The organism is Thioalkalivibrio versutus, assembly GCF_001999325.1.
Taxonomy (GTDB): Bacteria; Pseudomonadota; Gammaproteobacteria; order Ectothiorhodospirales; family Ectothiorhodospiraceae; genus Thioalkalivibrio; species Thioalkalivibrio versutus.
Genome location: NZ_MVAR01000018.1, coordinates 24,350 through 48,404, shown reverse-complemented (window position 1 = coordinate 48,404; position 24,055 = coordinate 24,350). Strand labels below are relative to the sequence as shown.

Sequence of the window (24,055 nt, the reverse complement as noted above, 5' to 3'; positions counted from 1 at the left end):
TCAGAAAGTCTTATTGATCCCCTGACGTGCGAAAGCCCCGGGGGTTCCGGGGCTTTCGCTGGATACTACCACTATCGATTTCAGGCTGTCTTCTCGTCTTCCGCCTCGTCGGCGTCGAAGTCGAAGGTGCCGACATCCTCCCCGGCCATTTGCCGCTGGACGAACCCGACATCGGTCGAGTTCAGCGCAAACGGGAAGGACAGGATGTCCGTCGGGCTGGAATCGCCATACGGGCGGTTGCAGGCCGAGACCTCCTCGTCCGACTTGCCGGGGCAGCCGGAGGTCTGGAACGGCTTGCCGGAGGCAATCAGTTCTTCTACCTCGGCTTGCGGCAGACCGAAGTCCACGACCTGGCCGTCGGCATTGAACTTCATGTCGTCGATGCGGCCACCGGCGTAGTCGATGACGAAGCGACCCAGCTGCACGCGGCGCCACTGGTCACGCGGGACCGGGTTCCAGTCTTCCATCAGCGAGCCCTCTTCCGGGAAGAAGGCAAACATGTGGTTGTGGCCACCCAGGTCACGAATGCGCTGGCAGACCTGCAGGATCTCTTCCTCGGTCTCGCCCATGCCGCAGATCAGGTGCGCGCCAAATTTCTCCGGCCCGAAGATCTCGGCGGCCCACTCGATGGACTGCCAGTACTTGTCCCAGCTATGCGGGCTCTCGACCGCCTTGCCGCGGGTGCGCTCGAAGATCTCCGGGGTCACCGCGTCCAGTGCGACGGTGAAGATGTCCGCACCCTTGTCGCGCAGGAGCTGGAGGTCTTCATAGCTCATGGTGGTCGGGTTGGACAGGATCGACACCGGGATATGGTTGACCTCGGCGACCCAGCGCTCCAGCAGCTCGACGGTGTCGGCATCGGAATTCGGGTGCGTGATCATGGAGATGCACATGCGCTCGAACTGGCCGGCGTCGGCGTGGTTCTTCACGCGTTCGATCACCTCGTCGTACTTGGCGGTCGGCCAGTCGACGCGGATGAAGTTGCGGTCGGCGTAATCCCGCGATTCCTCGCGGTGGCGGGCCAGGCCGCAGTAGGAACAGTTGGCACGGCAGCCTTCCGGGTACGTGACCAGGAGGTTCAGGCAGTGCGTGCAGGACGTGCGATGCATGGTGCCCGGCACCAGGCCCAGCGTGATCGCGGCCGCGGTGGACATCTGCACGTACTCCGGCGAACGCATGTCCGGGGTCTTGATGTGATAGTCGGGCCGATAAAAGTTGATCGGCGCGACCATCTCCTCTGCACTTGCACTCATGGAATTCCTCCAGCGTTGTCTCGGGGATGCCAGGCATCCGTCGACCGGGGCCGATTACGCGGCCCGGTCACCATCGTTGAAATACTCGGAAAATGCAATCCATCCGCGGCGCTGAGTGGCATCTTCCTGCGCCCGTGGGGTTCGCCAGTGTTCGTTGAGGAAGGCGCGCCGGTCGCAGGCGCGATCCAGCGCCGGCCCGTACTGGTCGCGCATGTCCTCGTCGTAGTCGGCCAGGGCCTCGGCGTCGCCCTCCAGGTGGCCGATCGCGGCCTCGCCGGCGGCCTCGCCCGAAACCACCGCTGCGGCAATACCGGCACCGGTAATCGGGTGCGTCAGGCCACCCGCGTCGCCGACGAACAGCACGTCGCCAGCGACCAGCGAATCCCGCAGGCCGCCGACCGGGATCGCCCCGCCGGTGCGGTAGCGGATCTCCTCGCCCAGCAGGCCCTGATCGACCAGCTGGGCATGCAGGGATTCCAGCGGCGCCTTGAGATCACCGGCAATGCGCTTGTCGGCGCCCAGACCGAGATTGGCCCATTGGCCCTTGGGGAACAGCCAGGCGTAGCCGCCCGGGTAGTCATCGGACAGCCAGACATCGGTGGCGGTGTAGGGCTTGTTCAGCGGCACGGTGTACTGGCGGGTCTGCACCGTCGGCAGGGCCGGCAGGCCCAGCGACTCGGCGACCGGCGAATGCGGCCCATCGGCCGCGATCAGCACGCGATAGCCGATCTCATGTTCGGCACCGGCGTGTTTCACCCGGGCGGTATGACGCTCCGCGTCCACCGCCACCAGCGGAGTCGAGGTCACCAGCTGCGCCCCGTTCGCCTCGGCGGCACGGATGATGGCGCGATCAAACTCGCCGCGATCCACCATCAGGCCCGGGAAGTCGGAATGTTCCACCGCGCCGGAGGGCAGGAAGCTCTGCATCGCGTCGATCCGCTGCAGCAACACGCCGTCGGGCTGCGCGTACGCGCCCATCGGGTTGGGGATGAACTCGGCGCATTGCACCGGCTCGCCGAAGGCCTTGTTACGCTCGACCGCGAGCACCGACAACCCGGCCTCGGCACACACACGCGCGGCCGAGGCCCCGCCCGGGCCCAGACCAACGACCAGCACATCCACCGCGGCGGGCAGCATTAGCGAAAACCTCGTGTTCCGTTCATCATTCCGCGACCGTTTCGACCTCGGCCTGCGCCAGCGCAGACTGGATCGCGGCGATGAAGTCATCCGCGCTCAGCTGGAGCATCTCGACATCGCGTTCGGCGAAGAAGGCGCGCACGCGCTCCTCCATCTCCGCCTGCGGCGTATCCCGCAGGGCCGCCTCGAGATCGGCGATCGTGCGGGCCGGCTTCACAAAGATATCCCCGGTAATCCACAGCTGCTTCAGACGCTTGCGCTCCGGGTCCAGCGCCACGCCCACCCGCATCAGCCCGCCATCGGACTTGGAGATGCTCTCGAACATCGGGGCATCGGTCGCCGGACGGTTGCGCTGATACACCCACTCTTCGGAATCGATGTCGGCCAGCGCCTCGTCGAAGGCGCGGCGTTCTTCCGGGAGCAGGTCGGCGGCTTCGGTGCGCACCCCGAACTCCTCGGCGAAGGCGCGCGCAATGGCCTCCTTGACCACATCCAGTGCGGGCATCTCGTCGAGCAGCGTGGCGAGGTTCACCACCCGGTCGCGCGCGGACTCGATGGCCTTGTTGGAAAGCTTCTCCGCCGGTATGCGCAGGATGCGCAGCATGTCCTCGACATCGAACTCGATCAGCAACGTGCCCTGGTACATGATCGAATCGCCGTCAAAGGCGCCGCCGGTACCGGAGATCTTGCGACCATCCACTTCGATATCGTTGCGCGGGCGGAACTGCGCGTCCACGCCCAACGAACGCATGCCGGCCGCCGCTGCGTTACAGATGCGCGCGGCAATCTGACCCATGTCGGCCGAACCGAGAAAGCGTTTGTCCAGATACAGCTCCCAACCGAGCTGGGTGGCATCGAAATAGATCGCACCACCGCCGGTGATGCGGCGCTGGATGGCGATGCCGTTCTCCTGGCAGTACTCGGTGTTGATCTCCTGGTCCACGTTCTGGTGGAACCCCACCAGGGCACAGGGCTGGAACTGCAAAAAGCGCAGGGTATGCGGCGATGCGCCTTCCTGATGGCATTCCAGCAAGGCGCGGTTGAACGCCATGTTCTCGGCGGCCGGGCGCAGCCCGGTGTCGAGGATGCGCAGGGTCGTCTGGTCGCGTTCAGGCATGACAACCACCTCCGGCTGCAACCTCGCCCCCCTCGGTGACGATGCGAATGCCGCCCAGGCCCTGGCGCGCCTTGCGCTCCTGCTCGCGACGGCGGGCTTCCTCGGCCACGATGGTGTCCAGGTCCAGTTCCACGCCACTGGCAACACCGGCGTCCTCGGCCATCACCTCGTCACCGACAGCGATCGAGCAACAGGCCGGAGTCACGCGCACCTGCTTGCCCAGGCGCGCGGCGAGTTCCACCACCCCTTCCGCCGGGTGAGCGATCCCGGACAGGCCCGCCATCACGGCGTAGCTGTCGATCTGGCTCTTGGCCTCGCCCGGCGGACGGGCGCAGCCCAGCAGCAGCGAGGTATCACCCAGGCGTGCGCGGGCGTCGTGGAAGAAGCGGCCCACCGCATGCACATCCGGGGTCTCGAACGGGCGACTGGCCGGCGCGTAGAACGGCATGACCACCACCAGCACCACGGCATCCGGCAGGTGGCGCGCCAGCATCTCGAGCGCATTCCACTCGCCGAGCAGCTTGCCGTAGTGCAGGCCGATCACGATATGCGGGACCACCTTCATGTTCGTGTTCACCAGGCTCTCGAGCGTGCGCTCGAAGTCGTCCACGCTGCGCCGCAGGTGATAGACCTGCGTGATGGTGTCCTGGGCACCGATGACGTCCATCATCGCCGCATCGATTCCCGCCTGTTCCATGGACAGCGCAATGTCGTCGTCCACCAGTGCGGTATGCATGGCAATGCGGAATTCGGGGAACTCGTCCTTGATGCGCCGGATGGTGGAGTAATACGGGTCGTATTCCACCTCGTTGCGATGATTCGAGCCACCGGTCAGGAGCATGCCCTGGGCTCCGGACTCGATCACGCCATTCACCTGGCGCCAGAGATCCTCCGGGGTGCGGACGGGGATCATCGGGTCCAGGATCTTGGCCTTGCAGTGGTCACAGGCCAGCTTGCAATCACCACCGGTGATGGACATCGCAGGCCACGCACTCTTGCCACAATCGGCCAGCTCGCTGGACTGGTAGGACTTGAAGGTCGGGGTATAAAAGTGCACCGAACCCGGATCCCCGGCGTGTTGCAGGCTATGCTGGAGGTCATCAACCAGCAACGGATCGACGGGGACGTCCTCGAGGGGCTCTACCCGCTGGATTACATCGTTCCAGCTTGTCATCAGCGGTCTCCGGGTCGGCGCATTTCTTGAAGGTTTTACTCGGGTATTACCGAAAAAAAGAGGCCGCCAACCGCAACGGGTCAGCGGCCCGGACCGGATCGGGGCTTAGCAGCCGCCGAAACCGTCCGCTTCCATCTTGGCTTCGAAGGCCGCATGGGCGTCGGAACCGGTCTTCAGATCGCCGATTTCGCCATCCCAGTCTTCCGGCTTCAGCTTGATCAGCCAGCCTTCGCCGTAGGGATCTTCGTTGATCAGGCCCGGGTTACCCGCAACCTTGTCGTTGGTCTCGGTGACTTCACCGGTGACCGGGGTCTTCGCCGGACCCACCCACTTGCCGGATTCGACGGTGGTGCAGGACTTGTCCTTCTTGACCGTCTTGCCGACCTTCTTCGGGGTGTAGGACACAATCGTGCCCGCCAGCGAACAGGCGTAGGACGTCAGACCGACGGTGGCGGTACCGTCGCTTTCCTTGCGCACCCAAACGTTGTTTTCAACGTTGTACATCAGATCTTCCGGAATATCACAACCCCGAACTGCACCCATGTCTTCCTCCAGGAATATTCAAATAAAGCGGGAAAATTAAAACGTTATCGTTTTATCACTGCGTAGTATCAGGTCGGCTAACTCGCTCGCCCGATTCACTTCATCGACATCGTCGATGAGATCCGAAGACGCGTCGATTCTATACCCCGGCAGAGCGGGCTGGCAAACGTGCAAGCGCACGCCTGCACGTTTTGCGTCCTGGATAAAGTCCTTGATCAGCTTGCCGTCTTCCATGGCCCGCAGATCGTCCGTTACACCCTGCTCCATCAGGCGCACGCCCTCCATGGTGAAGAAGATGTGCACGTCCACATCCATCGAGGCCATCACCGCGCCGAGATAGAACGGCGTGGCGCAACGGCCGGGCGTCGACGGGCCCGAGGTCATGATGATCACGACCGTCTGCTCGTCGTTGTCCAGGTAATAATCGTTGTCGATATCCGCCATGGTCCCGCTCACCGCAGCTTGCGCTGGCACTGGATGTCATCGTCCTTGGCCCGCTTGCAGTAGCCTTCCTCGGCCTTGTCCCCGGTCAGGAACACCTCCAGCGCGGCCTCGATCCCGTTGGTGGGCTCGACTCGGGCGATCCAGGCATTGTAGGGATCGGAATTCAGCAGCACCGGGTTTTCCAGCACTTCCTCGTTCCCCTCGACGATCTTGCAGTCGATGAAGTTGGGGATCGGACCCGCCCATTTTCCACTTTCGATCGTGGCAACCGGCTTGCCCGGCGGTCGCCGCGTACCCGGCCGCCGCACCCGCACGTGGATGATCTTGCCCGCAATCGTCTGCGACAGGTCGGTCATCCCCACGGTCAGGGTGTCGTCGTCCTCGCGACGAAGCCAGATCTGGAATTCGTCGTCGTAGAACAGTTCAGGGTGAAACTCGCAGCCGTTGCAATCCATGTTTCGCCTCATTCCCGGGGCCGCGGGGACCCGTGCCTACACAAAAAAACGGGCGCCAGGCGCCCGTCTTCCAAACTCATCGATGGGCCATGCCGGGCATGGGTCCAGGGATCAAATGACCCCCTTCTCCTTCAACAGGCCAATCGAATCACTCACGTTCTCGTGAATGCCCAGTTTCCGCGCAGACAGACCCATGGCCAGACCCAGCAACTGCGTGAAGTACAACACCTTCACATCGGTCTTGATGCCGAACTCGGTCTCGGCACGCACCTGGTGCATCTCCAGACCGGAGTGGCAGGTCGGGCACTCGGTGGCGATCACTTCCGCACCGGAGTCTTCCGCCGACTGCAGCAGGTTCAGCACCAGCTGGGTCGAGGTATCGGAATCGGACAACGTGTGCGCACCACCGCAGCAGGACGTCTTCAACGGATATTCGACGTTCACGGCACCCGCGGCGCCCAGAAGGTCATCCATGAAGTGCGGCTGATAGCTGGAGTCGGAGCCCGGGCCATTGTCCTTCTCCGGGAAGATCTGGCGCGGACGGGTGTACATGCAGCCGTAGTAGTTCGCGACCTTGATACCGTTCAGGCTCTTGGTCATCTTCTGCTTGATGCCTTCCGGACCGAGTTCTTCCATCAGCCACTCGAGCAGATGCAGGGTGCGAACGTCGCCGCTGTAGACCGGGTCATCCGACTGACGCGCAAGATCCTGCACGGTGTTCATCGCGTCTTCCGACGTGGCAGTTTCGAACTCGGCTTTCTTCAGGTTGTGATAGCAGCCGTTACAGGGGGCCATCACGGTGTCCATGCCCATCTGTTCGGAGGCGATCGCCATGTTCCGTGCGGACAGGTAGGTCTGCAGCATGGGGTGAACGTTCTTCACCTCCATCGCGCCACAGCAGTTCCAGTCCCGCAGGTTCTCCATCTCGAGCCCCAGCGCCTTCACCAGCACGCGGGTGGAGCGATCGTACGGCCCACCGGAGCCCTCAAGTGCGCAACCCGGATAGTAAGCAACCTTAGCCATGAGCGGCCTCCTTCTGTTCGCGCACGTAACTCTTCAGCACGTCCCCGGTCTTGCCCCAGGACTTGGTGCGCGGCGTATGAATCGTGTTGAAGCCCATCGCCATCAGGTGCTTCACCGGGAGGTGCTTCATCATTCGGAAGACGAACACCTTCAGCCATTCCTGCAGAAGCGGCTGGCCGGTCTTCTTGAAGAAGTTCTGCATCACCTTGCCGTCTTCGATGCGGCCGGTCTTGTAGATCTGGTCGGCGAACTCTTCATCGAAGATGCTGGACGGGGTCTTTTCGGTGATCCCTTCCTCTTCCATCCAGTGCGCCAGCGCCTTCATCACGCCTTCCGGCTTCACGTCCTTCGGGCAGATGTTCGTGCATTTGTTGCAAGAAACGCACTGCCAGATGATGTCCTTGTCCTTGACCAGCTCTTCCTTCATGCCAAGGCGGGTCAGGTAGATCCAGTAGCGCGGATTGAACTGCACATTCTGCGCGTACATCGTGCAGGAGTTGGTGCAGGACCCGCACTGCCAGCAGCGGTGCACATTCTCCGCACCCGTGTAGGTCTGAATCTTCGTCTCGAAATCGTCGTCGTAATCGCGAACCGTGCGCGGGGCAATCATGGTGTTCCAGTGACCGGAAACATCCACCCCGTCGACCACCAGCTCGTCGTGCTGCTGGAGTCGTTCGTCCTCGATCAGTGCTTTTTCATGTATTGCCATGACGTCTCTCCGAAAACCTGTCTTGCCAGGCTCAAGTTCGTTCCGTTATTCAATGCAGCGACGCATCGGTTCCTTTCAGGCGACCTTCCGGGGAATCGATCCCCAGCATCTTCACCGCCAGCTCCAGCGGATCCTGCTTGCCACCAAACTGGTTGTCGATCATCCCTAAACTCATCGATAGCGAACGGGCGTAGTCCGAATAGGCCTGGACCCAGACCAGATCCGTCACAAACGGCAGGTCACGGTAAAAGCCCTCTTCCGCCAGCGCCTCGTAAAACCAGCGCCGCGCTCCCTCGATCGCACCGACCGACTCCCCGATCGGGATCGACCGCAGCGTGTCGTTGGCGCGAATGAACTCGCGCAACGACCCGGTCGTGGTCGACGTATCCCAGACCCAGCGACAAGCCAGTGGCACGGCGTCGGGATCTGCAAAATGCAGGATCTCGGCACCGAAGTCCCAGATCGCCCGGCGCAGCTTCTTGTCATCCGCCGCCAGGTCCGCGAATGCGGCCAGGCGGTCGTTGACATCCACATCCGGGCGGACCAGGGCACGTACCCCGTCCACCAGGGCCCCTTGCCGTTCCGCCATCAGGGTGACCAGTTTCCGGCGAACCGAAAAGACCAGCCCCCCAAGGGCCCGAACATCCTCTGCATCGATCTCGTCGCCCTTGGCCACGATCGCCGCAAAGACTTCATGCTTCGAACGCAAGGCCTCGATGAACGTCTCCAACCCATCGACCCCGCCCGCTTCGGCGATGGCCCCTTTCAGGGTGGAGAGCTTGGACGCGAGGATCTCCTTGTCAAAGGTAACCTCAAGCGGCTCCGGGACCAGCCCCGAAGCCGCCTCGTCGCTGACGACCTCAGCCGGCTTTCTGAACCAGCGCATGCAGATCCGCAACCGCGCGGCCACCCGCGGCGGCACCCTGGGCGATCGAGTCGTCGATCGTCTCGGGACCGTAGGCCGCACCGCAGGAGTAGATCCCCTTGCGGGTGGTGCCACAGGTGTTGGTGTACTGCTCGGCCTTCTCGATGAAGCCGTGCTTCTCGAGGCCGATACCGAACACCTGGGAAAGCTCGGGGTTATCGGCGTTCGGATCCATGCCAATGGCATGCACGACGATATCGAACGGGATGATGATCGGGCGCTTGACCAGGGTATCTTCACCCTTGACCAGCAGGCGACCATCGCCCGAGGCCGTCACTTCCGCGATACGGGCCTTGACGAACTTGGTTTTGAACTCTTCCTGGGACTTCCAGTAGAACTTGTCTTCGTACAGCCCGAAGGTCCGGATGTCCATGTAGTAGATGAACACGTCGGTTTCCGGCGAGATCTCCTTGATCTCCATCGCCAGGTTGGCGGAGACGGTGCAGCAGATCTTGGAGCACCATTCGCGACCGATCTGACGGTCACGGGAGCCCACGCACAGCAGGATGCAGACACGCTCCGGCACACGCCCGTCGGACGGGCAGGCGATCTTGCCACTGCCCACCATCTGTTCCATCTGGGTGGTGGTCAGCACGTCTTCATACGTGCCAAAGCCCCACTCCGGCTTGTTGATGGAGTCAAAATGGGTGAAGCCGGTTGCCAGGACCACGGCGCCCGCCTGGACGGATTCGCCGTTGGTCAGCGTGGCGGTGAAGTTACCCGCCTCGCCTTCCAGCTTCTCGACCTTGGCGCTCTTGTGCACGGTCGAGTTGGCGTCGTCTTCCACGCGCTTGACCATGCGGCCAATAGCATCCTTGGCCCACTCGCCGGAAGGCACCAGCTTGGCGTAACCCGACAGGATCGGGGCGCCGCCCAGGACGTCTTCCTTCTCGACCACCACGGCCTTGTAGCCGGCCGAGTTGACATTGGCGGCAGCGGCCAGACCGGCCGGCCCACCACCCACTACTAGAACGGTATCTTGCTGCATCAGACCTTGCCCCCGTAAGCGAGTTCAGGATTGTAGAGGTATTCGATATTGCCGGCTTCGACTTCCTTCAGGTATTCCTGGAAGGTCTTCTTGGCCTCGGACCAGGACATGCCCATCTTCTCGACCAGGTCCTCGCAGGGCGACGCGTGCCACTGCAGCTGGACGATCTTGAACGGGTCCGCACCGCAGGCCAGGGCCGCGAACTGGACTTCCGCCATGATCGGGATCTGGAAGTTCTGGTTGTGTGCCTTGCCGATCCACTGGTTCTTGTCCATGGTCGTGACACAGCCGGTATCGTTGGCCAGCATCACGTCGGCGTTGGCTTCCTCGCGGGCCACGCGGATCTTGCGATCCATCGTGAACGAGCGAGTGAATTCGCGCTCGGAGATGATGTGGCGGAAGCCGAAGCCGCAGCAGTCGTACCACGTGGAGTAGTCGATCACCTGCGCACCCAGAGCCTGGGCGGTGGAGGTGATGATCGCGGTACGGTTGCCGCCCAGCACGGTCGGATCGTACACCGCGTCCTCGTGGACCATCTTGTAGTAATGGCAGGCCACGTGGGCGGTGGTGCGGATGTGGGAGACGTCGATGGTCTGCAGCTCGGAAGCGATACGGTTACGCATCACGTGCACCCACTCGGAGTAGTGGATGATCTCTTCCGGGATGACCAGCTTGCCGTCGACCAGGCGACCCAGCTTGCCGAGGATCTTGGTGACCTTCTCGCGCAGCTCGGCGGACTCGATCAGGTACTTGCGGATCTCCTTGTAGTTGCCGAAGGAGGTGCCGCAATGCACCAGCGGGAAGAAATGACCCAGCTCGTGGCCGTGCTGCTTGCCGGAGACGTAGGCCTGGTGGAAGTTGCGCAGGAACACGGCAGCGAGCGATTCGACGTTCCCGATACCGGAGCCGTGGTAGTTCCACGCGGTGCAGGAGGTCTGGTCGGTTTCGTCGAGGTAGTCCTTGCCCGGCTCGAAGTCGAACTTGTTCATGAACCACAGCAGCGAGGTCGGGTAGCCAGGGATGTTCCCGCACTGGCCACAGGACTTGTGGTGCCAAAGCTGCTTGGTCGGGATCTTCTTATCCCAGCCGAACAGGGTCTTCACCGACATCGGCTCGTGTTCATCGTTAATGCGATGAATGATGATCTGGCCGTCCTTCTCGAGCTCGTACATGTGCTCGCGGACGTCGTCCATGCGGTCGCCAAGGTCGACGGTGCGGCGGTCGACGTGCTTGCGCACCCAGTCGGTGGCCTTGACTGCGTCTTCCTTCGACAGATCGGTCGACTGGAAGAACGAACCGTGACCGGCGATGCCCTGCCCGTCGGTATTGTGGGAACCGGGCTTCATGGTGCCGGCGCCAGCGCCTTCACCATTCTGGTTGTGGTTGCCTGGGGTCTGTTCACTCATAACGCTTCTCCTGATGTCTTGGATGCGGGAATCGGTGGACGACTTACTCGTCGTCTTCCTCTTCCTGCTCCTCGAGCCAGTCTTCGTAGTCCTCGCGCTTCTCGTCGATGAAGTCTTCGATCACGTCGAAGAGGTTCTCGTCCATCAGCTCGAGGGACTTCAGGACTCCGGTCATTTCCCAGATGGTGTACATCTCCACCGAGGTCTTCAGGGACACTTCCCAGGCGGTCTCGACCGTCTGCAGCGTCTTCACCGGAATCGCCTTGCGCAGGATGCGCAGATCACCTTCCACCTTCTGGATGTTGGGACCCCAGTCAGGGAAGTGATCGGGCTGGATCATATCGGGAGACAGCTGGTTCCCCGTGGTGATCAGCTTGAGCATGACGCGGCCGAACGGACGAAGCACGTCCTTGGCGGACTGCATCTCGTGCTTGATGGCCACTTCGCGCATGATCGCGACCAGGCCACCGGGGGAGTTCTTGAACGGGCAGCGCGCCGCACAGGTCATGCACTGGGCGCAGGCCCAGATCTTTTCCTGCATCGCGTCGTAGATCTGCTCGACGTTCTCGGTCCAGAGCAGCTGCACGATCTCGCGCGGCGAGTAATCGTAGAACTGGGCGGACGGACACGTGGCCGTGCAGATGCCGCAGTTCAGGCAGCCGTTAAGCTCGTGGTCGTAGCGAAAATCTCCACGAATATCGTCGAAGATTTGCTGCATCTCAGCGTATGTCGCCATATCTCACACCTCTTCGCTTTAGGCGATGCAGGTTTCTTGTGAACCTTGCGCAGCCAGCCTAGACCTCGTCCAGGCACCAATCCAGTTACCGCATGGCAACCATCGTTATTCAGGATTCGGGGCGGCAACCCTTGCGAATTGCCGCCCCGAATCAAGCACTTGAAGCGCCTTAGCCCTTCTTGATCAGGAAGTAGAACTTGCCGCCTTCTTCCTTGTGCTCCATCAGCTCGTTGCCGGTCTGCTTGGAAAACGCCTGGAAGTCCTTCACGGCGCCCGGGTCGGTCGCGATGATGTGCAGAACCTGGCCGGCGTCCATCGCGGCCAGCGCCTTCTTGGCGCGCAGGATCGGCAGCGGGCAGTTCAGGCCGGAAGCATCGAGTTCTTGGTCAAAGTTGGCCATCGTTTCTCTCCTTTGAGTGCGTTTTATCAGTCGTGTACTGCGGTCCGGTTGGGCCCCGTGCGCTGCAGCCATTACCGAACGGTAATCAACCGAATTCCCCCTTATAGGCGAATCGGCATCGGAATACAACCGAATTCTAATCCGGGCTTACCACCGGTTTTCCGGTCTGGGCCCACCCGACAATGCCGCCGCGCAGGCTGCTTGCACAGTCCACGCCCTGTTGGGCGAGAAAGGCGCAGGCCTGGGCGGAACGCGCCCCACTCTGACAGTAAATGACCACCGGCGCATCGCTACCGGTGAACTCGTCCTTGCGCAGCGGCAAAGTGGCCAGCGGGACAAGCTCTGCCCCCGGGATAACGCCGCGACCGGTCTCGCCCGGCGAGCGCACATCCAGCAAACGAAAGCTCTTGCCCTCGTTGCGCCACTGTTCCAGTTCGTCCGGGGTGATCTCGGTAAATCCGTACACGCTGCGCTCCGGGTCTCTCACTTGCGGGGGGTGCCGAACTCGTCGCGCGAGCACTGACCAGCGGCCGCTCTACGCAAGGAGTGGGCGCGGAGCATAGCGAAACCGATCGGAAATGCAAACAAGACCAAGCGAGGAGAGGTGGATGGTCGCCCGGGACGAAAAGTTCTGCTATCGTCGCCCACGCTTAAGAAAACGCTGATGCAGAGTCATCAGCTTCATTGCTTCGCGGAGGATATCCCGGTGGACAAGAGCGAATTCCAGGTCGACGGCCACTATGCCGTCACGCTGAAAGACGAGAACGGCAAGCTGCGCCCTGCCAACATCTACGTGCACGACATGCAGGACAACTACATGATCGCGCGGCGCACCTCCGGCGGCGACGTGGGCCTGCTGTTCAAGATGGACTATGACGACGTGATCAAACTTGTCCGCACCCACAAGGTGCTGGATCGCAAGAAGTTCATGGTGCCTGCGGCGATGCTCAAGCCGAAGCTGTGGGAAACCCGCGACAGCATGCGCACCTATTCGTCGGCCCCGGGGCTTGGCAAGTAACGACCGCCCCCGGCATGCCCACACCAGAGGGCCGGCGCCCGCCGGCCCTCGCGGCATGCCTTCTATTGTCCATTTCCTGCTCGCCGCCCTTCTGGTGGTGGCGAGCCTGGCGGTACCACCCGCCCACTCCAGTGGCGTTTCCCTGCCCGACCTGGGCGAGGCCTCCGGCGGCGTACTGACCCCGGCGGAAGAACGCGAGCTCGGCCGCTCCCTGCTGCGCGAAGTCCGCCGCAGCGCCCCCCTGGTGACCGATCCTGAGATCGTCTTTTATGTCGACTCCCTGGGACGCCAGTTGCTGGCCAACGCACCCAGCGCCGATGGGCCGTTCTACTTCCTGACCATCGACAACAGCCAGGTGAACGCCTTCGCGATGCCCGGGGGCATTATCGGCATCCATGCGGGTCTGATGCTGGAGGTCCGCGACGAGGCCGAGCTGGCCGCCGTGGTCGCACACGAAATCGCCCACGTTACCCAACGGCACCTCGCGCGCATGTTCGCGCGCGGGCGCGACATCAATTTCACCACCGGCCTCGCCATCCTGGCGGGCATCCTTGCCTCGGCGGTGGATCCGACCCTGGGCTCGGCCATCATTACCGGGGGTGTGGCCGGCGGCATCCAGCAACAGATCAATTTCACCCGCGCAAACGAGGCCGAGGCGGATCGTGCCGGGATGCAGATACTGCAAGGCACCGGCTTCGACCCCAATGCGATGGCCGATTTCTTCGAGCGCCTGCAAGAACTCTCGCGCGGGGTCGGCGACCAGGTGCCGGAGTACCTGCGCACGCACCCGGTCACCCTCGACCGGATCACCGACGCCCGCAACCGCGCAAACCAGATGGCTGCCAGCGACACCCGCAACCGCGGCCCCGAATTCCAGTGGATGCAGGCGCGCATGCAGGCGCTGCAGGATCCACGGCGAACCCTGGAACGCTTCCGCGCAACGGACACCCCTTCGCCCCAGCAGCGCTACGGGGCGGCGGTCGCCTATCTCGAACGCGGAGAACCCGGCCGCGCCCGCGAACAGCTCGAACGCCTCGATGCAGCGGACGCCCCCGGACTCACCCTCGAACTCGCGTTCGCAGCACTGCTGCGCGAGGAAGGCGAACACAGCGCGGCGTTGGAACGGCTGGAGGATCTGGACGCGGTGTACCCCGGCCACCCGGTGATCCGCGAACGCCTGGCCCGGGTCCACCGGGACCTCGGGCAGCCCGACCGCGCCATTCGCATCCTGTCCGACATGATCCGCCGCGAGGCTGCCCCCAATCCGGAGCTCCTGCGCCTGCAGGCGGACATCGCGGACGCGGCCGGGTATATTGCAATCAGCCGCGAGGCCATGGCCGAATACTTCTTTCATCGCGCCCAGTACGAGGAGGCCGTGCGCCAGTTCGAGGCGGGGATGGACGCCTCGGATGCCAGCGAGCGCGACCGTCAACGCATCGAGGACAAGCGCGACACGGCCCGACAGACCGCACGCGAGGCGCGCGAGGACCGGCGATAGAAACCGCGCACGCGGGGAATGTTCCCGCAGGACCATTCGTCTACCGACAGTCATAGAACTGCCCGAAAACCCACCACCAATACACCCGGACAAGAGAGGTAGAACTCCTCATGCACATCTCACGCCGAGAATTCATGCAGTTACTGGCCGCCGCCAGCGCCGCCGGTTTCCCCCTGGGCGCCGCCGCCTGCAGCAACAACAAGGGCGGTACTGCGGGTGATCCCTACGACACCCTGGATCGCTTCGGCAATGTGCACCTGTTGCACTACACCGACTGCCACGCCCAGCTGAAGCCGGTGTACTTCCGCGAGCCGAACGTCAACCTCGGCGTGGCGGACATGCGCAACCGTCCGCCGCACATCGTGAGCGAGCACTTCCTCAAGCATTACGACATCGAACGCGACAGCATCTACGCCCACGCCTATACCAACCTGAACTTCATGGAGGCGGCCGAACAATACGGTCGCGTAGGCGGCTTTGCGCATCTGAAGACGCTGATCAACAAGCTGCGTGACTCGCGACCCAACGCCCTCCTGCTGGACGGCGGCGACACCTGGGGCGGCGGCTCCGGCTCCGCGCTGTGGACCAACGCGCAGGACATGGTGGATGCACAGAAACTGCTGGGCATCGACGTCATGACCGGTCACTGGGAATTCACCTACGGTGCCGACCGCGTGGAAGAGATCGTGAACGGCGACTTCGCCGATGCCGGCATCGACTTCGTCGCCCAGAACGTGCGCGACGTGGACTGGGGTGACCGCATCTTCAAGCCCTACGTGATCCGCGAGATGAACGGCGTGAACGTGGCGGTGGTGGGCCAGGCCTTCCCCTACACCCCGATCGCCAACCCACGCTGGATGGTCGAGCAGTGGTCCTTCGGCATCCGTCCGGACGACATGCAGGAGACGGTCAACGACGCGCGTGCCGAAGGCGCCGAGATCGTCGTTGCCCTGTCGCACAACGGCATGGACGTGGACATCAAGATGGCCGGCATGGTCGAGGGCCTGGACGCCATCATGGGCGGCCATACCCATGACGCCGTGCCGCAGCCCCTGCCAGTCGAGCGCCCCGACGGCGGGACCTGCCTGGTCACCAATGCCGGCTCCAACGCCAAGTTCGTCGGCGTGCTGGACTTCGATTTCCGGGACGGCGCAATCAAGGACTGGGAATACCGCCTGGTGCCGGTGTTCGCCGAGATGCTGCCGGAAGACCCGGCAATGGCGACCTACATCCACAACATGCGCAACAGCGAGGTCACCTGGAAGGGCGAGACCTTCAACATGGAGGAGAAGCTGTCCGAGGAACTGGCGGTCACCGAGGACCTGCTGTTCCGCCGCGGCAACTTCAACGGCACCTTCGACCAGCTGATCTGCGATGGCCTGATTGAATACAACGATGCGCAGATCTCGTTCTCCCCGGGCTTCCGCTGGGGCACCACCGTGCTGCCGGGCATGCCGATCACCTTCGAGCACGTGATGGACCAGACCGGCCTCACCTACCCGGAGATGACCCGCAACGCCTTTACCGGTGCCCAGATCAAGGAGATCCTGGAAGACGTGGCCGACAACCTGTACAACGCCGATCCGTTCTACCAGCAGGGCGGCGACATGGTCCGTGTCGGCGGCCTGAAGTACGCCATCGACCCGAGCGCCAGTGCCGGCAACCGGATCTCCGAAATGGAACTGGACGGCAGGAAGCTGGACGCCGACAAGGAATACGTCGTCGCCGGCTGGGCCAGCGTGCAGCAGAGCGTGCCCGGCGGTGTCGGGGTCGACATCTGGGACGGCGTCGCCGATTACCTGCGCAGCCAGGACGGTAATGTGCGCATCAGCGACCTCAACGAACCGAAGGTCAAGGGCATCGGCGAGGACAACCTCGGCTACGTCCCGACCACCGAGGACATGTACCGCAGGTCCTGATCGGTTCGCACCCCCTTCCGGGGGCAACCCCGGAACGAAAAAGCCCCGCTCATGCGGGGCTTTTTTGTGGCCGTCTTCCGGGTGACCCGCCTCCGGACAAGTCGCCCGGGGCCCCAGGGGTTCTATCTAAACATCCACCCAGCGCCCGCTGGCATCACGGCAGGCCGTGCCGTTAATCGTTTCGGGGTAGCCGTCCATGGTGGCCTGCACCTGGTACTCGCGGCAGTCCTGCCCCGAGGAGCGGTAGGTCCGGGTCGGTGTGGCGTGGTACTGATGCCCGGTATTCGGGTTGCGCCAGGTCGAGCTCTGGCGATCCGGGACCGTCTCCAGCGTACGCGACACGCGCATCCGGTCTACGTCATCCATGCTCCGCCCCACCGAACCGCCAACCGCCGCACCCGCCAGGGTCCCGGCAATAATCGCCGCAGTACGCCCGCGCCCGCCCCCGATCTGACTGCCGATAACACCGCCTGCCGCGCCCCCGATCAGGGCCCCCGTCTGCTGCTTGCTCACCGTTTGACACCCCGACAACAGCAAAATCAGGCCCGCTGCCACCAGGAACAGCACTAGTTTTGTCATCTCTGCCTCCATTGCGCGGCCAGGGGCTGCGCGATTCGGTCTCGCCATTAAGCCTAGACCGGCCGAGCTGAACGCTTCGTGAAAGGGTCCGCGGGACAGGAACCACCCACGAATGTGACCTCCAGGAGGCAAAATTTCCAACTGGTTCAAGACACGTGCGCGAAACCTCCCATTCACCTCTCAGAATCAACCCCGTCCGCTGTTCCCGGCGGACATCCATTCCTACACTGTCCCTCGGTAAACGACACCCCCGGTGAAGTGAGGAACGTGACCATGATCAAGAAGATATTCGCCACTGCAATTGTTGCCAGCGTTTTCGCATCCAGCCCCCTGATGGCCCAGTCGGCCGGTGGCGCGGGAGGCCCCTCCGCTGGGACCAGTGCGGGCGCCAGCGCCAGTGCCCCGCAGGGCAACCCCAACTCTCCGGTCGCCGGCGGCTCCCCGTCGGGCGGCATCTCCGCTGCGGCCCGCTCCGAACCCGGCGCGGTCTCGCGCATCGCCACCCGTTCCGGCCGCCTGGTCGGCCTGATCGCGTCCACCGGGACCACCCCGGGCACGGGCACCACTCCGGGTAGCGGTACCACCCCGGCCACGGGCACCCGGTAACGCACGCCCATGCGGACCAATCCGCTCTTCCTTCGCGAAGGCCGCCTCCGGGCGGCTTTCGCATGTCTGGGCCTGGGAATTTTCGTGAGCCTGATCACGGCCTGCGGTAGTGGCGGTCCCACACCGCTGGGGGCATCCCTGCAAAGCATGGTATCCGGTGGTCCGGATGCGTCTTCCCGCGCGGAGGAAATCCCCTACGCCTCGCTCGCGGTCCACACCGAACATCACCGGGGACTGCTGATCCTCGGAGCGATGTCCAATGGACACACGTACTGGCCGAGTGCCGAGGGCTTGTCGCTCCAACTGCACGACGGGGGCCTGTTTGCCACCGCCGGCCTCGGCGCCGACCTGCTTGGCACCCACCACCCCGACCTGGAAACGCCCCCATGGCGCGGCGAGGCCTCCGCAGGCTACCGGATCGAACGCCATGTCCGGGATGACTCGGGAACCGTGGTGCGCCACGTCGGCCAGGGCACCCTCGAGTGCGCCGCACCCTCGGCGCGGGACCTCCCCCTGGCGACCCTGGAGCTCGAGCGTTGCCGCGAGCGAATCGACTGGCAAGGGGACGGCACTACCCGTGCCGAACTCTGGCGCGACCCCGAAACCCGCGATCTATGGGCATACGACGGCCAGGCCTGGCCGGGTGGCCCCATGATCGCCTGGCAGGTGGCTCGCCCCTGGTGGTAGCCCCGGCAGGAGGCCTGATGCAACACCCTATCCGTTTCCCTTGGCTGGCCCTGTGTCTGCTGGCCGCGGCTCCGTCCGCGGGCCTGGCCGACCGTTCGCCCGCCGAGACCCCGCTCACCGATCACTGGGTGGCCTGGCAAGGCGAGCTGTCCGCGCCAATCGACTGGGGCTACAGCTTTGGCCTGCGCAGCCGCGATATGCGCGCGGTCGACCACGAGCGCAGGCGGCTACTGGCCGAGATTGAACTGATCGCACAGACCATGGACATCGCCGGGCGTCCGCACGTCGCGCACGCGCTGGACAACTGGAGCCGTACGGTCGAGTCGATGGAGCCCACCCCCCATGCGCGCAGCGCGGAACGTCTCGATCTGCCCTGGCTCCTGGCCAACCTGCGGCATGCCCCGACGGCGACGGACCTGGAACATATCGGTTACTGCGACCCGCCCGACTGGGTGGAGCTGTGGTCCATGGACGGCGCTCAGCGCCACGAATGGGACCCGGGCATGACCTTGCAGGACCTCCTGTCACGTCCGCCACGCGCCGCGGTGCGCGGCTCTGATACGGCCGCCGTAGTGACACCGCTTGGCGAAGTCCATGTGTTCGGGGTCGCGGCCTGGAACAGGGAAGACAGTACGATCGCCCCCGGCACCCGGGTGATGGCCCATCTCAACATCCGCGACCTTGGAGGCACCCTGGAGGGGGACCTGCTCAACCATCGTCTGCCGCGCTTTCTCGCCACTCGCCTGCCGGGTGACAACTGCACATTACGGACCCTCCCATGAACATTACCGCTTCGCGCCTGCGCCGCCGCAGCCTGGTGGCCGCCGTACTCGTCGGCCTGGGCATTCCCTCCGCCCAGGCCGAGGACTTCGGACTCGGCCTGGGCCAGCGGGACACCGGTGGCATCGGCCTGATGCAAACCCCGACAGCCCGCACCGGCGATGCCGGCCATTTCGCGGGAGGCTGGAATCGCACCTTCCCTTATCGCCGCTGGAGTGTCTTCGTCCAGCCCATGGACTGGATGGAACTGGGCTTCCGCTACGTCCAGGTGGAAAACCGGGCCTACCTCGCGGCCGGTGATGCTGACCGCTACAACATCGACAAGGGCGTCGACATGAAGCTGCGCCTGAAGCAGGAGACCCGGTACATCCCGGAGGTGGCCGTGGGCTTTCAGGATCTCGGCGGCACGACCCTGTTCGGCGGCGAATATCTGGTCGCGAACAAACGCTGGAACAACCTCGACTTCTCCCTCGGGCTTGGTTGGGGCTACCTCGGTAACCACGGAGACATCGAATCGCCGCTGGGCTGGATCCACGACAGCTTCGACCGCCGCCCGCGGTCCGCCGGCGGCGGCCAGGGGGGCGAAGTCGCCACGCACCAGATGTTCCGCGGTCCCGCCGCGCTGTTCGGCGGGGTGGAATACCAGACCCCCTGGGATCGCCTGCTGCTGCAGGTCGAGTACGAGGGCAACACCTATCAACAAGAGCCCCAGAGCAATGCCCAGGAACAGGACTCGCGCTTCAATTTTGGCGCCCGCCTGCGCCTGACCAGCAACGTGGAACTGCATGCCGGCTGGCAGCGCGGGAACACCGCGATGGTCGGCCTGCACTTCACGACCAATCTGGCTCGACTCTCGCAGCCCAAGGCCGATGATCCACCCCCGGTCGAACCCGCGCATCTCGACCGCCGCGACTGGGACGCGGTCGCCGCGGACCTCAATGCCAACGCCGGGATTCATGTGACCGAGATTCGCCAGGTCGGCGACACCATTCAGGTGACCGGCCAGCCCAGCCGCTTCCGCGACCTGAAGCAGTCCGAAGGGCGCGCCAACCGCCTGCTGGAAGCCCAGGCCGAAGCTGGCATTCATACCTTCCAGTATCGCTGGCAGACCCTCGGTCTCGATCTGCGCGAGAGCCTGCACGATCGCGAGGCTTTCGGCCGTGCCCTGGCTTCGGCCGATCACGAAACCGACTACCGCCACAGTGTGCGGGTACGCGATGCCAAGCCCACCGACAACGATCGCGGCGAGGTGCTCTACGCAGCCGAACCGCGCCGGTTCGAATGGGGCATGGGGCCCTCGCTGGAGCAGAACTTTGGCGGACCGGATGGCTATCTCTATCGCCTCTCGGCCTACCTGGACGCCAGCTATTTCCTGAGCCAGGGCACCTGGATCTCGTCGATGCTCTCCACCACCTTGCTGGACAACCTGGAGAACTATGACTACATCGCCGATTCCGAACTGCCCCGCGTGCGCACGCACATCGGGGACTACCTGGCTGAGACCGATGTGGGAATTTCCAACCTGCAAGCCACCCATACCCAGCGTCTCGGCCAGGACTGGTACGCAATGGCCTACGGCGGCCTGCTGGAGACCATGTACGCCGGCATCGGGGGCGAGATCCTGTACCGGCCGTTCAACAGCCGCTGGGCCCTGGGGGTCGATGCCAACTGGGTCCGCCAGCGCGAGTTCGACCAGCAGTTCGGCCTGCGCGACTATGAACAGGTGACCGGGCACGTCACCTCCTACCTCGATACCGGTATCCAGGACATCCATGCCCGAGTCAGCGTAGGCCGCTATCTCGCAGGGGATCTCGGGACCACACTCGACTTCTCGCGCCAGTTCGACAATGGCGTGGTGGTTGGTGCCTGGTCGACCTTCACCGACGCCGGCGACGACTTCGGCGAAGGCAGCTTCGACAAGGGTCTGTACCTGTCGATCCCCTACGATTCATTCTTCTCCACCTCCAGCCGCAACCGGGCCAACATCGCCTGGCAGCCGCTGACCCGCGACGGTGGGGCGCGCCTGAACCGGCGCCATCAGCTCTTCGACATCACCGAGGAGCGCCAACTCGGTCGCTACTGGGACGAGCCCGACGCCACCTGGCGATAACTCTTAGGTATCCGGGTCCCTCGGGGCCCGGATACCGCTTCCACCAGACCCGCCGCCCTTTGCGCTGGCAGCGACCAGTCCAGCCTCAGCCCGGCCGCATGCACAACCCCTGGCGGCGCGGGGCCCGTGCCAGGATGCCAGCCGGGCAGGCCGTCGATTCCCATGTCGGGCCTTCTGAATGCCCACCCTCCCCCGTTTGCGCTTGAGTTCGGCCTTCACGGAGTCTCGCGAGGCCGGTGATACCGACCCTCTGCACCTACACGACCGAAATCGATTCCGGCGACCCGCCCTGCCACAAAAAGGCCCCGGCAAGAGCCGGGGCCTCGGGTTAGCGCGTTCGCGATCGCCAATCCTTGTCAGGAAGCGCTATTTGTAGGAGTAGTGATAGTAACCGTACCCGTAACTGGTCGAGGCCTTGTACTCGATCGAGTTCAGGATACAACCGCGCACGTCGACCCCGGCCGCTTCGAGACGCCTCCGGGCCGACTCGATCTCGCGCAGCGGATTCAGCTGGAAACGCACGACCATCAGGGTGGTCGAGCACTGACGTGCCACCACGGCCGCATCGGTCACCGCCAGGATCGGGGGCGTGTCGATCAGCACCAAGTCGTAGTCGCGGCTGACTTGCTCCAGCAGACGGCTGAAACGATCCCCCATCAGCAGCTCCGACGGATTCGGCGGAGCACTCCCACGGGCGATGTAGTGCAGCCCATCGATCTCGGTGCCTCGCAGTATCCCGTCCAGCGATTCGCGGTCGGCCAAATACTCCGACAGGCCCCCGTCACTGCGCTGCCCGAACGCATGATGCACATGCCCCTTGCGCAGATCGGCATCAATGACCAGGACCCGCTGTCCCGCCTGAGCACAGACCGCGGCAAGATTCACCGATACAAAACTCTTGCCGACATCCGGACTCGGCCCGGTGATCACCAGGCGATTGTCTCCGGCTTCGAGCATCGCAAAGTGCAGGCTGCTGCGCAGTCCGCGCAGCGCCTCGATGGCGTCGTCGGCCGGGTCAAGGGAGGCGAGCACGCCACCCGGCACGTCGTAGCCGCGCGGCTGACGACGCCGCTTGACCCTGCGCAGCAGGTTCTCCTGCTGCCGCGACCGGGGAACACTGGCGTACACAGGCAGATCGATACCCTCGATCTCTTCCTGGGATTCCACACCGCGCGTCAACATCCCGCGGACCAGCACCAGCGCAATGGCCAGGCCACCGCCAAAGACCGTGGACAACATCACGATCATCCTGCGCTGCGGCTCCACCGCCGAGAGGCCGGCCTGCGCATCGTCCAGGATGCGGACATTCCCGACCGTACTGGCCCGGGCAATATCCATTTCCTGCATGCGATTCAGCAACTGCACATAGATGTCCTGATTGACCTCGACATCGCGGTTCAGGCGCAGGATCTGCTGCTGGGTCTCCGGCAGCGCACCGATCTCTTCATTCAACCGGTCGCGCTCGCTTCGCAACTTCTGACGCTTCTCGATCAGTGCCGCATAGGTCGGATGGCTGGGCGTATACCGCCGGGATATCTCCGCCTCTTCGAACTCCAGCTCATTGAGCTGACGCTCAAGGTTGACCAGCCGGTCCAGCACGGTACGGGTCTCCTGCGAAAGGTCCACGCTCTCGCGCTCCATCCGGTAGTCGTTCAGGGCGTCTTCGGCCGTTTGCAGTTGTTCGCGAACATCCGGAACCTTCTCCTCCAGAAACTCGAGGCTCTTCTCCGCCTCGGCCGCCTTGCGCTGAACGTTCTGCGTGAGGTAGATCTGATTGATTGTATTCAGGATGCGGCGCGCATGGTCCGGGTCCGGGTCGGTCAGGGCCAGGCTGAACACGCCACTCTCCCGACCCTGCTGTCCGACATCGAACTGGGCGCGCAGGCCATTGATCGCGGCCAGGCGGGAACGCCTCTGGATATCGAAGCGGGCCCCAGGGGCCGCCTCCAGTTCGGCCACCCGGAGCCGCACGTCGCCATCAAGAAACTCCACGTCCGCGCCGACCCGGCCCTCGCCCAGGTCGCGATCGCCGCCCAACAGGCGATAGTGGTTGTCATCCAGGACCTCCAGCGTGAAGGTGTGTCCCTCGTATGCACGGGCCACCCGGAAGTCGCCAACATTGAGGGACTCGCCCGCCCAGACGCTCGAACCTGCAAAGGCAGGGCGCTCCATGCCGCGCCGCACCAGGTAGTCCCCCACCACGGGCATGCGGTGCGGGCGCACCACCAGGTCCAGCGACTCCTGGTCGACCGCGCGTCCGAGGACCATGCGCGAGCGGAGGATCTGTAGCTCGGCCTCGACCCGGGGTTCCTGCCCCAGCATTTCACGCACGTTGGCCAGGGGGCTGCTGAAACGCCCCATGTCTTCGACCTGCACCAGCGCATCGGCCCGGTAGATCGGAGTCGACAGCGTCGCATGGATCGCGCCCGCCACTGCGAACAGGACCGTGATCGCCACGATCCACCACTTGTGGTCCAGCAACTGACCGAGCAGTCGGCCAATATCCAGTTCGCCTTCCGGTCCCCCGGGAGAATGATTCTGGGTCATC

The 24,055-nt window shown here is 63.9% G+C and carries 24 protein-coding genes; 7 read left to right on the top strand and 17 right to left on the bottom strand.

Annotation, left to right across the window (positions count from 1 at the left end; translation table 11 throughout):
* Positions 1-80: 80 nt before the first annotated feature.
* The 15 genes from B0684_RS06775 to B0684_RS06705 form a co-directional block, all read right to left on the bottom strand.
* Positions 81-1,253 (bottom strand): radical SAM protein, encoded by a 1,173-nt coding sequence (locus B0684_RS06775; RefSeq protein WP_018143997.1) that lies wholly within the window; start codon positions 1,251-1,253, stop codon positions 81-83.
* Positions 1,254-1,307: 54 nt separating this feature from the next.
* Entirely contained in the window at positions 1,308-2,390 is a 1,083-nt protein-coding gene (locus B0684_RS06770) for a geranylgeranyl reductase family protein (protein ID WP_018649744.1), read from the bottom strand.
* Positions 2,391-2,415: 25 nt separating this feature from the next.
* On the bottom strand, positions 2,416-3,507 hold the full coding sequence (locus tag B0684_RS06765) for a lipoate--protein ligase family protein (protein ID WP_018649743.1): 1,092 nt from the start codon (positions 3,505-3,507) through the stop codon (positions 2,416-2,418).
* A complete protein-coding gene (locus B0684_RS06760) occupies positions 3,500-4,681 on the bottom strand; it encodes a radical SAM protein (protein WP_018649742.1) in 1,182 nt (393 codons plus the stop codon). Before B0684_RS06760 ends, B0684_RS06765 begins: the two co-directional genes overlap by 8 nt.
* A gap of 105 nt (positions 4,682-4,786) precedes the next feature.
* Positions 4,787-5,224, bottom strand: coding sequence for a glycine cleavage system protein H (locus B0684_RS06755; protein WP_077276997.1), 438 nt, complete (start codon positions 5,222-5,224; stop codon positions 4,787-4,789).
* Positions 5,225-5,260: 36 nt separating this feature from the next.
* The gene (locus B0684_RS06750; RefSeq protein WP_026313015.1) at positions 5,261-5,668 is read right to left on the bottom strand and encodes a DsrE family protein; all 408 of its coding nucleotides are present in this window, start codon (positions 5,666-5,668) and stop codon (positions 5,261-5,263) included.
* An 8-nt stretch (positions 5,669-5,676) separates the two neighbouring features.
* A complete protein-coding gene (locus B0684_RS06745; RefSeq protein ID WP_018168416.1) occupies positions 5,677-6,123 on the bottom strand; it encodes a biotin/lipoyl attachment domain-containing protein in 447 nt (148 codons plus the stop codon).
* A gap of 111 nt (positions 6,124-6,234) precedes the next feature.
* Positions 6,235-7,146 carry a CoB--CoM heterodisulfide reductase iron-sulfur subunit B family protein gene (locus tag B0684_RS06740; protein ID WP_018144004.1) on the bottom strand — a complete coding sequence of 304 codons (912 nt, stop codon included), beginning with the start codon at positions 7,144-7,146 and terminating at the stop codon, positions 6,235-6,237.
* Positions 7,139-7,855, bottom strand: coding sequence for a 4Fe-4S dicluster domain-containing protein (locus B0684_RS06735; RefSeq protein WP_018144005.1), 717 nt, complete (start codon positions 7,853-7,855; stop codon positions 7,139-7,141). Before B0684_RS06735 ends, B0684_RS06740 begins: the two co-directional genes overlap by 8 nt.
* A 49-nt stretch (positions 7,856-7,904) precedes the next feature.
* Positions 7,905-8,777 carry a hypothetical protein gene (locus tag B0684_RS06730; protein WP_018168415.1) on the bottom strand — a complete coding sequence of 291 codons (873 nt, stop codon included), beginning with the start codon at positions 8,775-8,777 and terminating at the stop codon, positions 7,905-7,907.
* Positions 8,716-9,744, bottom strand: coding sequence for an FAD-dependent oxidoreductase (locus tag B0684_RS06725; protein ID WP_018168414.1), 1,029 nt, complete (start codon positions 9,742-9,744; stop codon positions 8,716-8,718). Before B0684_RS06725 ends, B0684_RS06730 begins: the two co-directional genes overlap by 62 nt.
* A gap of 23 nt (positions 9,745-9,767) precedes the next feature.
* The gene (locus B0684_RS06720; RefSeq protein ID WP_018168413.1) at positions 9,768-11,174 is read right to left on the bottom strand and encodes a heterodisulfide reductase-related iron-sulfur binding cluster; all 1,407 of its coding nucleotides are present in this window, start codon (positions 11,172-11,174) and stop codon (positions 9,768-9,770) included.
* A gap of 43 nt (positions 11,175-11,217) precedes the next feature.
* Positions 11,218-11,892 (bottom strand): 4Fe-4S dicluster domain-containing protein, encoded by a 675-nt coding sequence (locus tag B0684_RS06715; RefSeq protein ID WP_017941141.1) that lies wholly within the window; start codon positions 11,890-11,892, stop codon positions 11,218-11,220.
* Positions 11,893-12,079: 187 nt separating this feature from the next.
* On the bottom strand, positions 12,080-12,310 hold the full coding sequence (locus B0684_RS06710; RefSeq protein ID WP_018144009.1) for a sulfurtransferase TusA family protein: 231 nt from the start codon (positions 12,308-12,310) through the stop codon (positions 12,080-12,082).
* 136 nt (positions 12,311-12,446) lie between these two features.
* Complete coding sequence (locus B0684_RS06705) at positions 12,447-12,776, bottom strand: rhodanese-like domain-containing protein (RefSeq protein WP_018144010.1); 330 nt, start codon at positions 12,774-12,776, stop codon at positions 12,447-12,449.
* A 198-nt stretch (positions 12,777-12,974) separates the two neighbouring features.
* Here B0684_RS06705 and B0684_RS06700 point away from each other — a divergent pair, with 198 nt between their 5' ends.
* The 3 genes from B0684_RS06700 (at position 12,975) to soxB (ending at position 16,745) form a co-directional block, all read left to right on the top strand.
* Positions 12,975-13,328, top strand: a complete 354-nt coding sequence (locus tag B0684_RS06700; protein ID WP_018168412.1) for a hypothetical protein — start codon at positions 12,975-12,977, stop codon at positions 13,326-13,328.
* Between the two features lie 55 nt (positions 13,329-13,383).
* Entirely contained in the window at positions 13,384-14,826 is a 1,443-nt protein-coding gene (locus B0684_RS06695) for a M48 family metalloprotease (RefSeq protein WP_018168411.1), read from the top strand.
* 110 nt (positions 14,827-14,936) lie between these two features.
* On the top strand, positions 14,937-16,745 hold the full coding sequence (gene soxB, locus B0684_RS06690) for a thiosulfohydrolase SoxB (RefSeq protein WP_018176091.1): 1,809 nt from the start codon (positions 14,937-14,939) through the stop codon (positions 16,743-16,745).
* Between the two features lie 126 nt (positions 16,746-16,871).
* Here the strand turns inward: soxB and B0684_RS06685 are convergent, their stop codons facing one another.
* Positions 16,872-17,324, bottom strand: a complete 453-nt coding sequence (locus B0684_RS06685) for an RT0821/Lpp0805 family surface protein (protein ID WP_018144014.1) — start codon at positions 17,322-17,324, stop codon at positions 16,872-16,874.
* 273 nt (positions 17,325-17,597) lie between these two features.
* On the opposite strand from B0684_RS06685, the gene B0684_RS06680 reads away from it, so the two are divergent.
* From B0684_RS06680 to B0684_RS06665, 4 genes are all read left to right on the top strand, one after another.
* A complete protein-coding gene (locus B0684_RS06680) occupies positions 17,598-17,930 on the top strand; it encodes a hypothetical protein (RefSeq protein WP_018176092.1) in 333 nt (110 codons plus the stop codon).
* 147 nt (positions 17,931-18,077) lie between these two features.
* Positions 18,078-18,617 carry a YjbF family lipoprotein gene (locus tag B0684_RS06675; protein ID WP_026181998.1) on the top strand — a complete coding sequence of 180 codons (540 nt, stop codon included), beginning with the start codon at positions 18,078-18,080 and terminating at the stop codon, positions 18,615-18,617.
* A 17-nt stretch (positions 18,618-18,634) separates the two neighbouring features.
* Positions 18,635-19,399: a capsule biosynthesis GfcC family protein gene (locus B0684_RS06670; RefSeq protein WP_018168407.1), complete on the top strand. Its 765-nt coding sequence runs from the start codon at positions 18,635-18,637 to the stop codon at positions 19,397-19,399.
* Between the two features lie 17 nt (positions 19,400-19,416).
* Entirely contained in the window at positions 19,417-21,507 is a 2,091-nt protein-coding gene (locus tag B0684_RS06665) for a YjbH domain-containing protein (RefSeq protein WP_026304765.1), read from the top strand.
* A gap of 366 nt (positions 21,508-21,873) precedes the next feature.
* Here the strand turns inward: B0684_RS06665 and B0684_RS06660 are convergent, their stop codons facing one another.
* Positions 21,874-24,054: a polysaccharide biosynthesis tyrosine autokinase gene (locus tag B0684_RS06660; protein ID WP_018168405.1), complete on the bottom strand. Its 2,181-nt coding sequence runs from the start codon at positions 24,052-24,054 to the stop codon at positions 21,874-21,876.
* Between the last annotated feature and the right edge of the window lies 1 nt (position 24,055).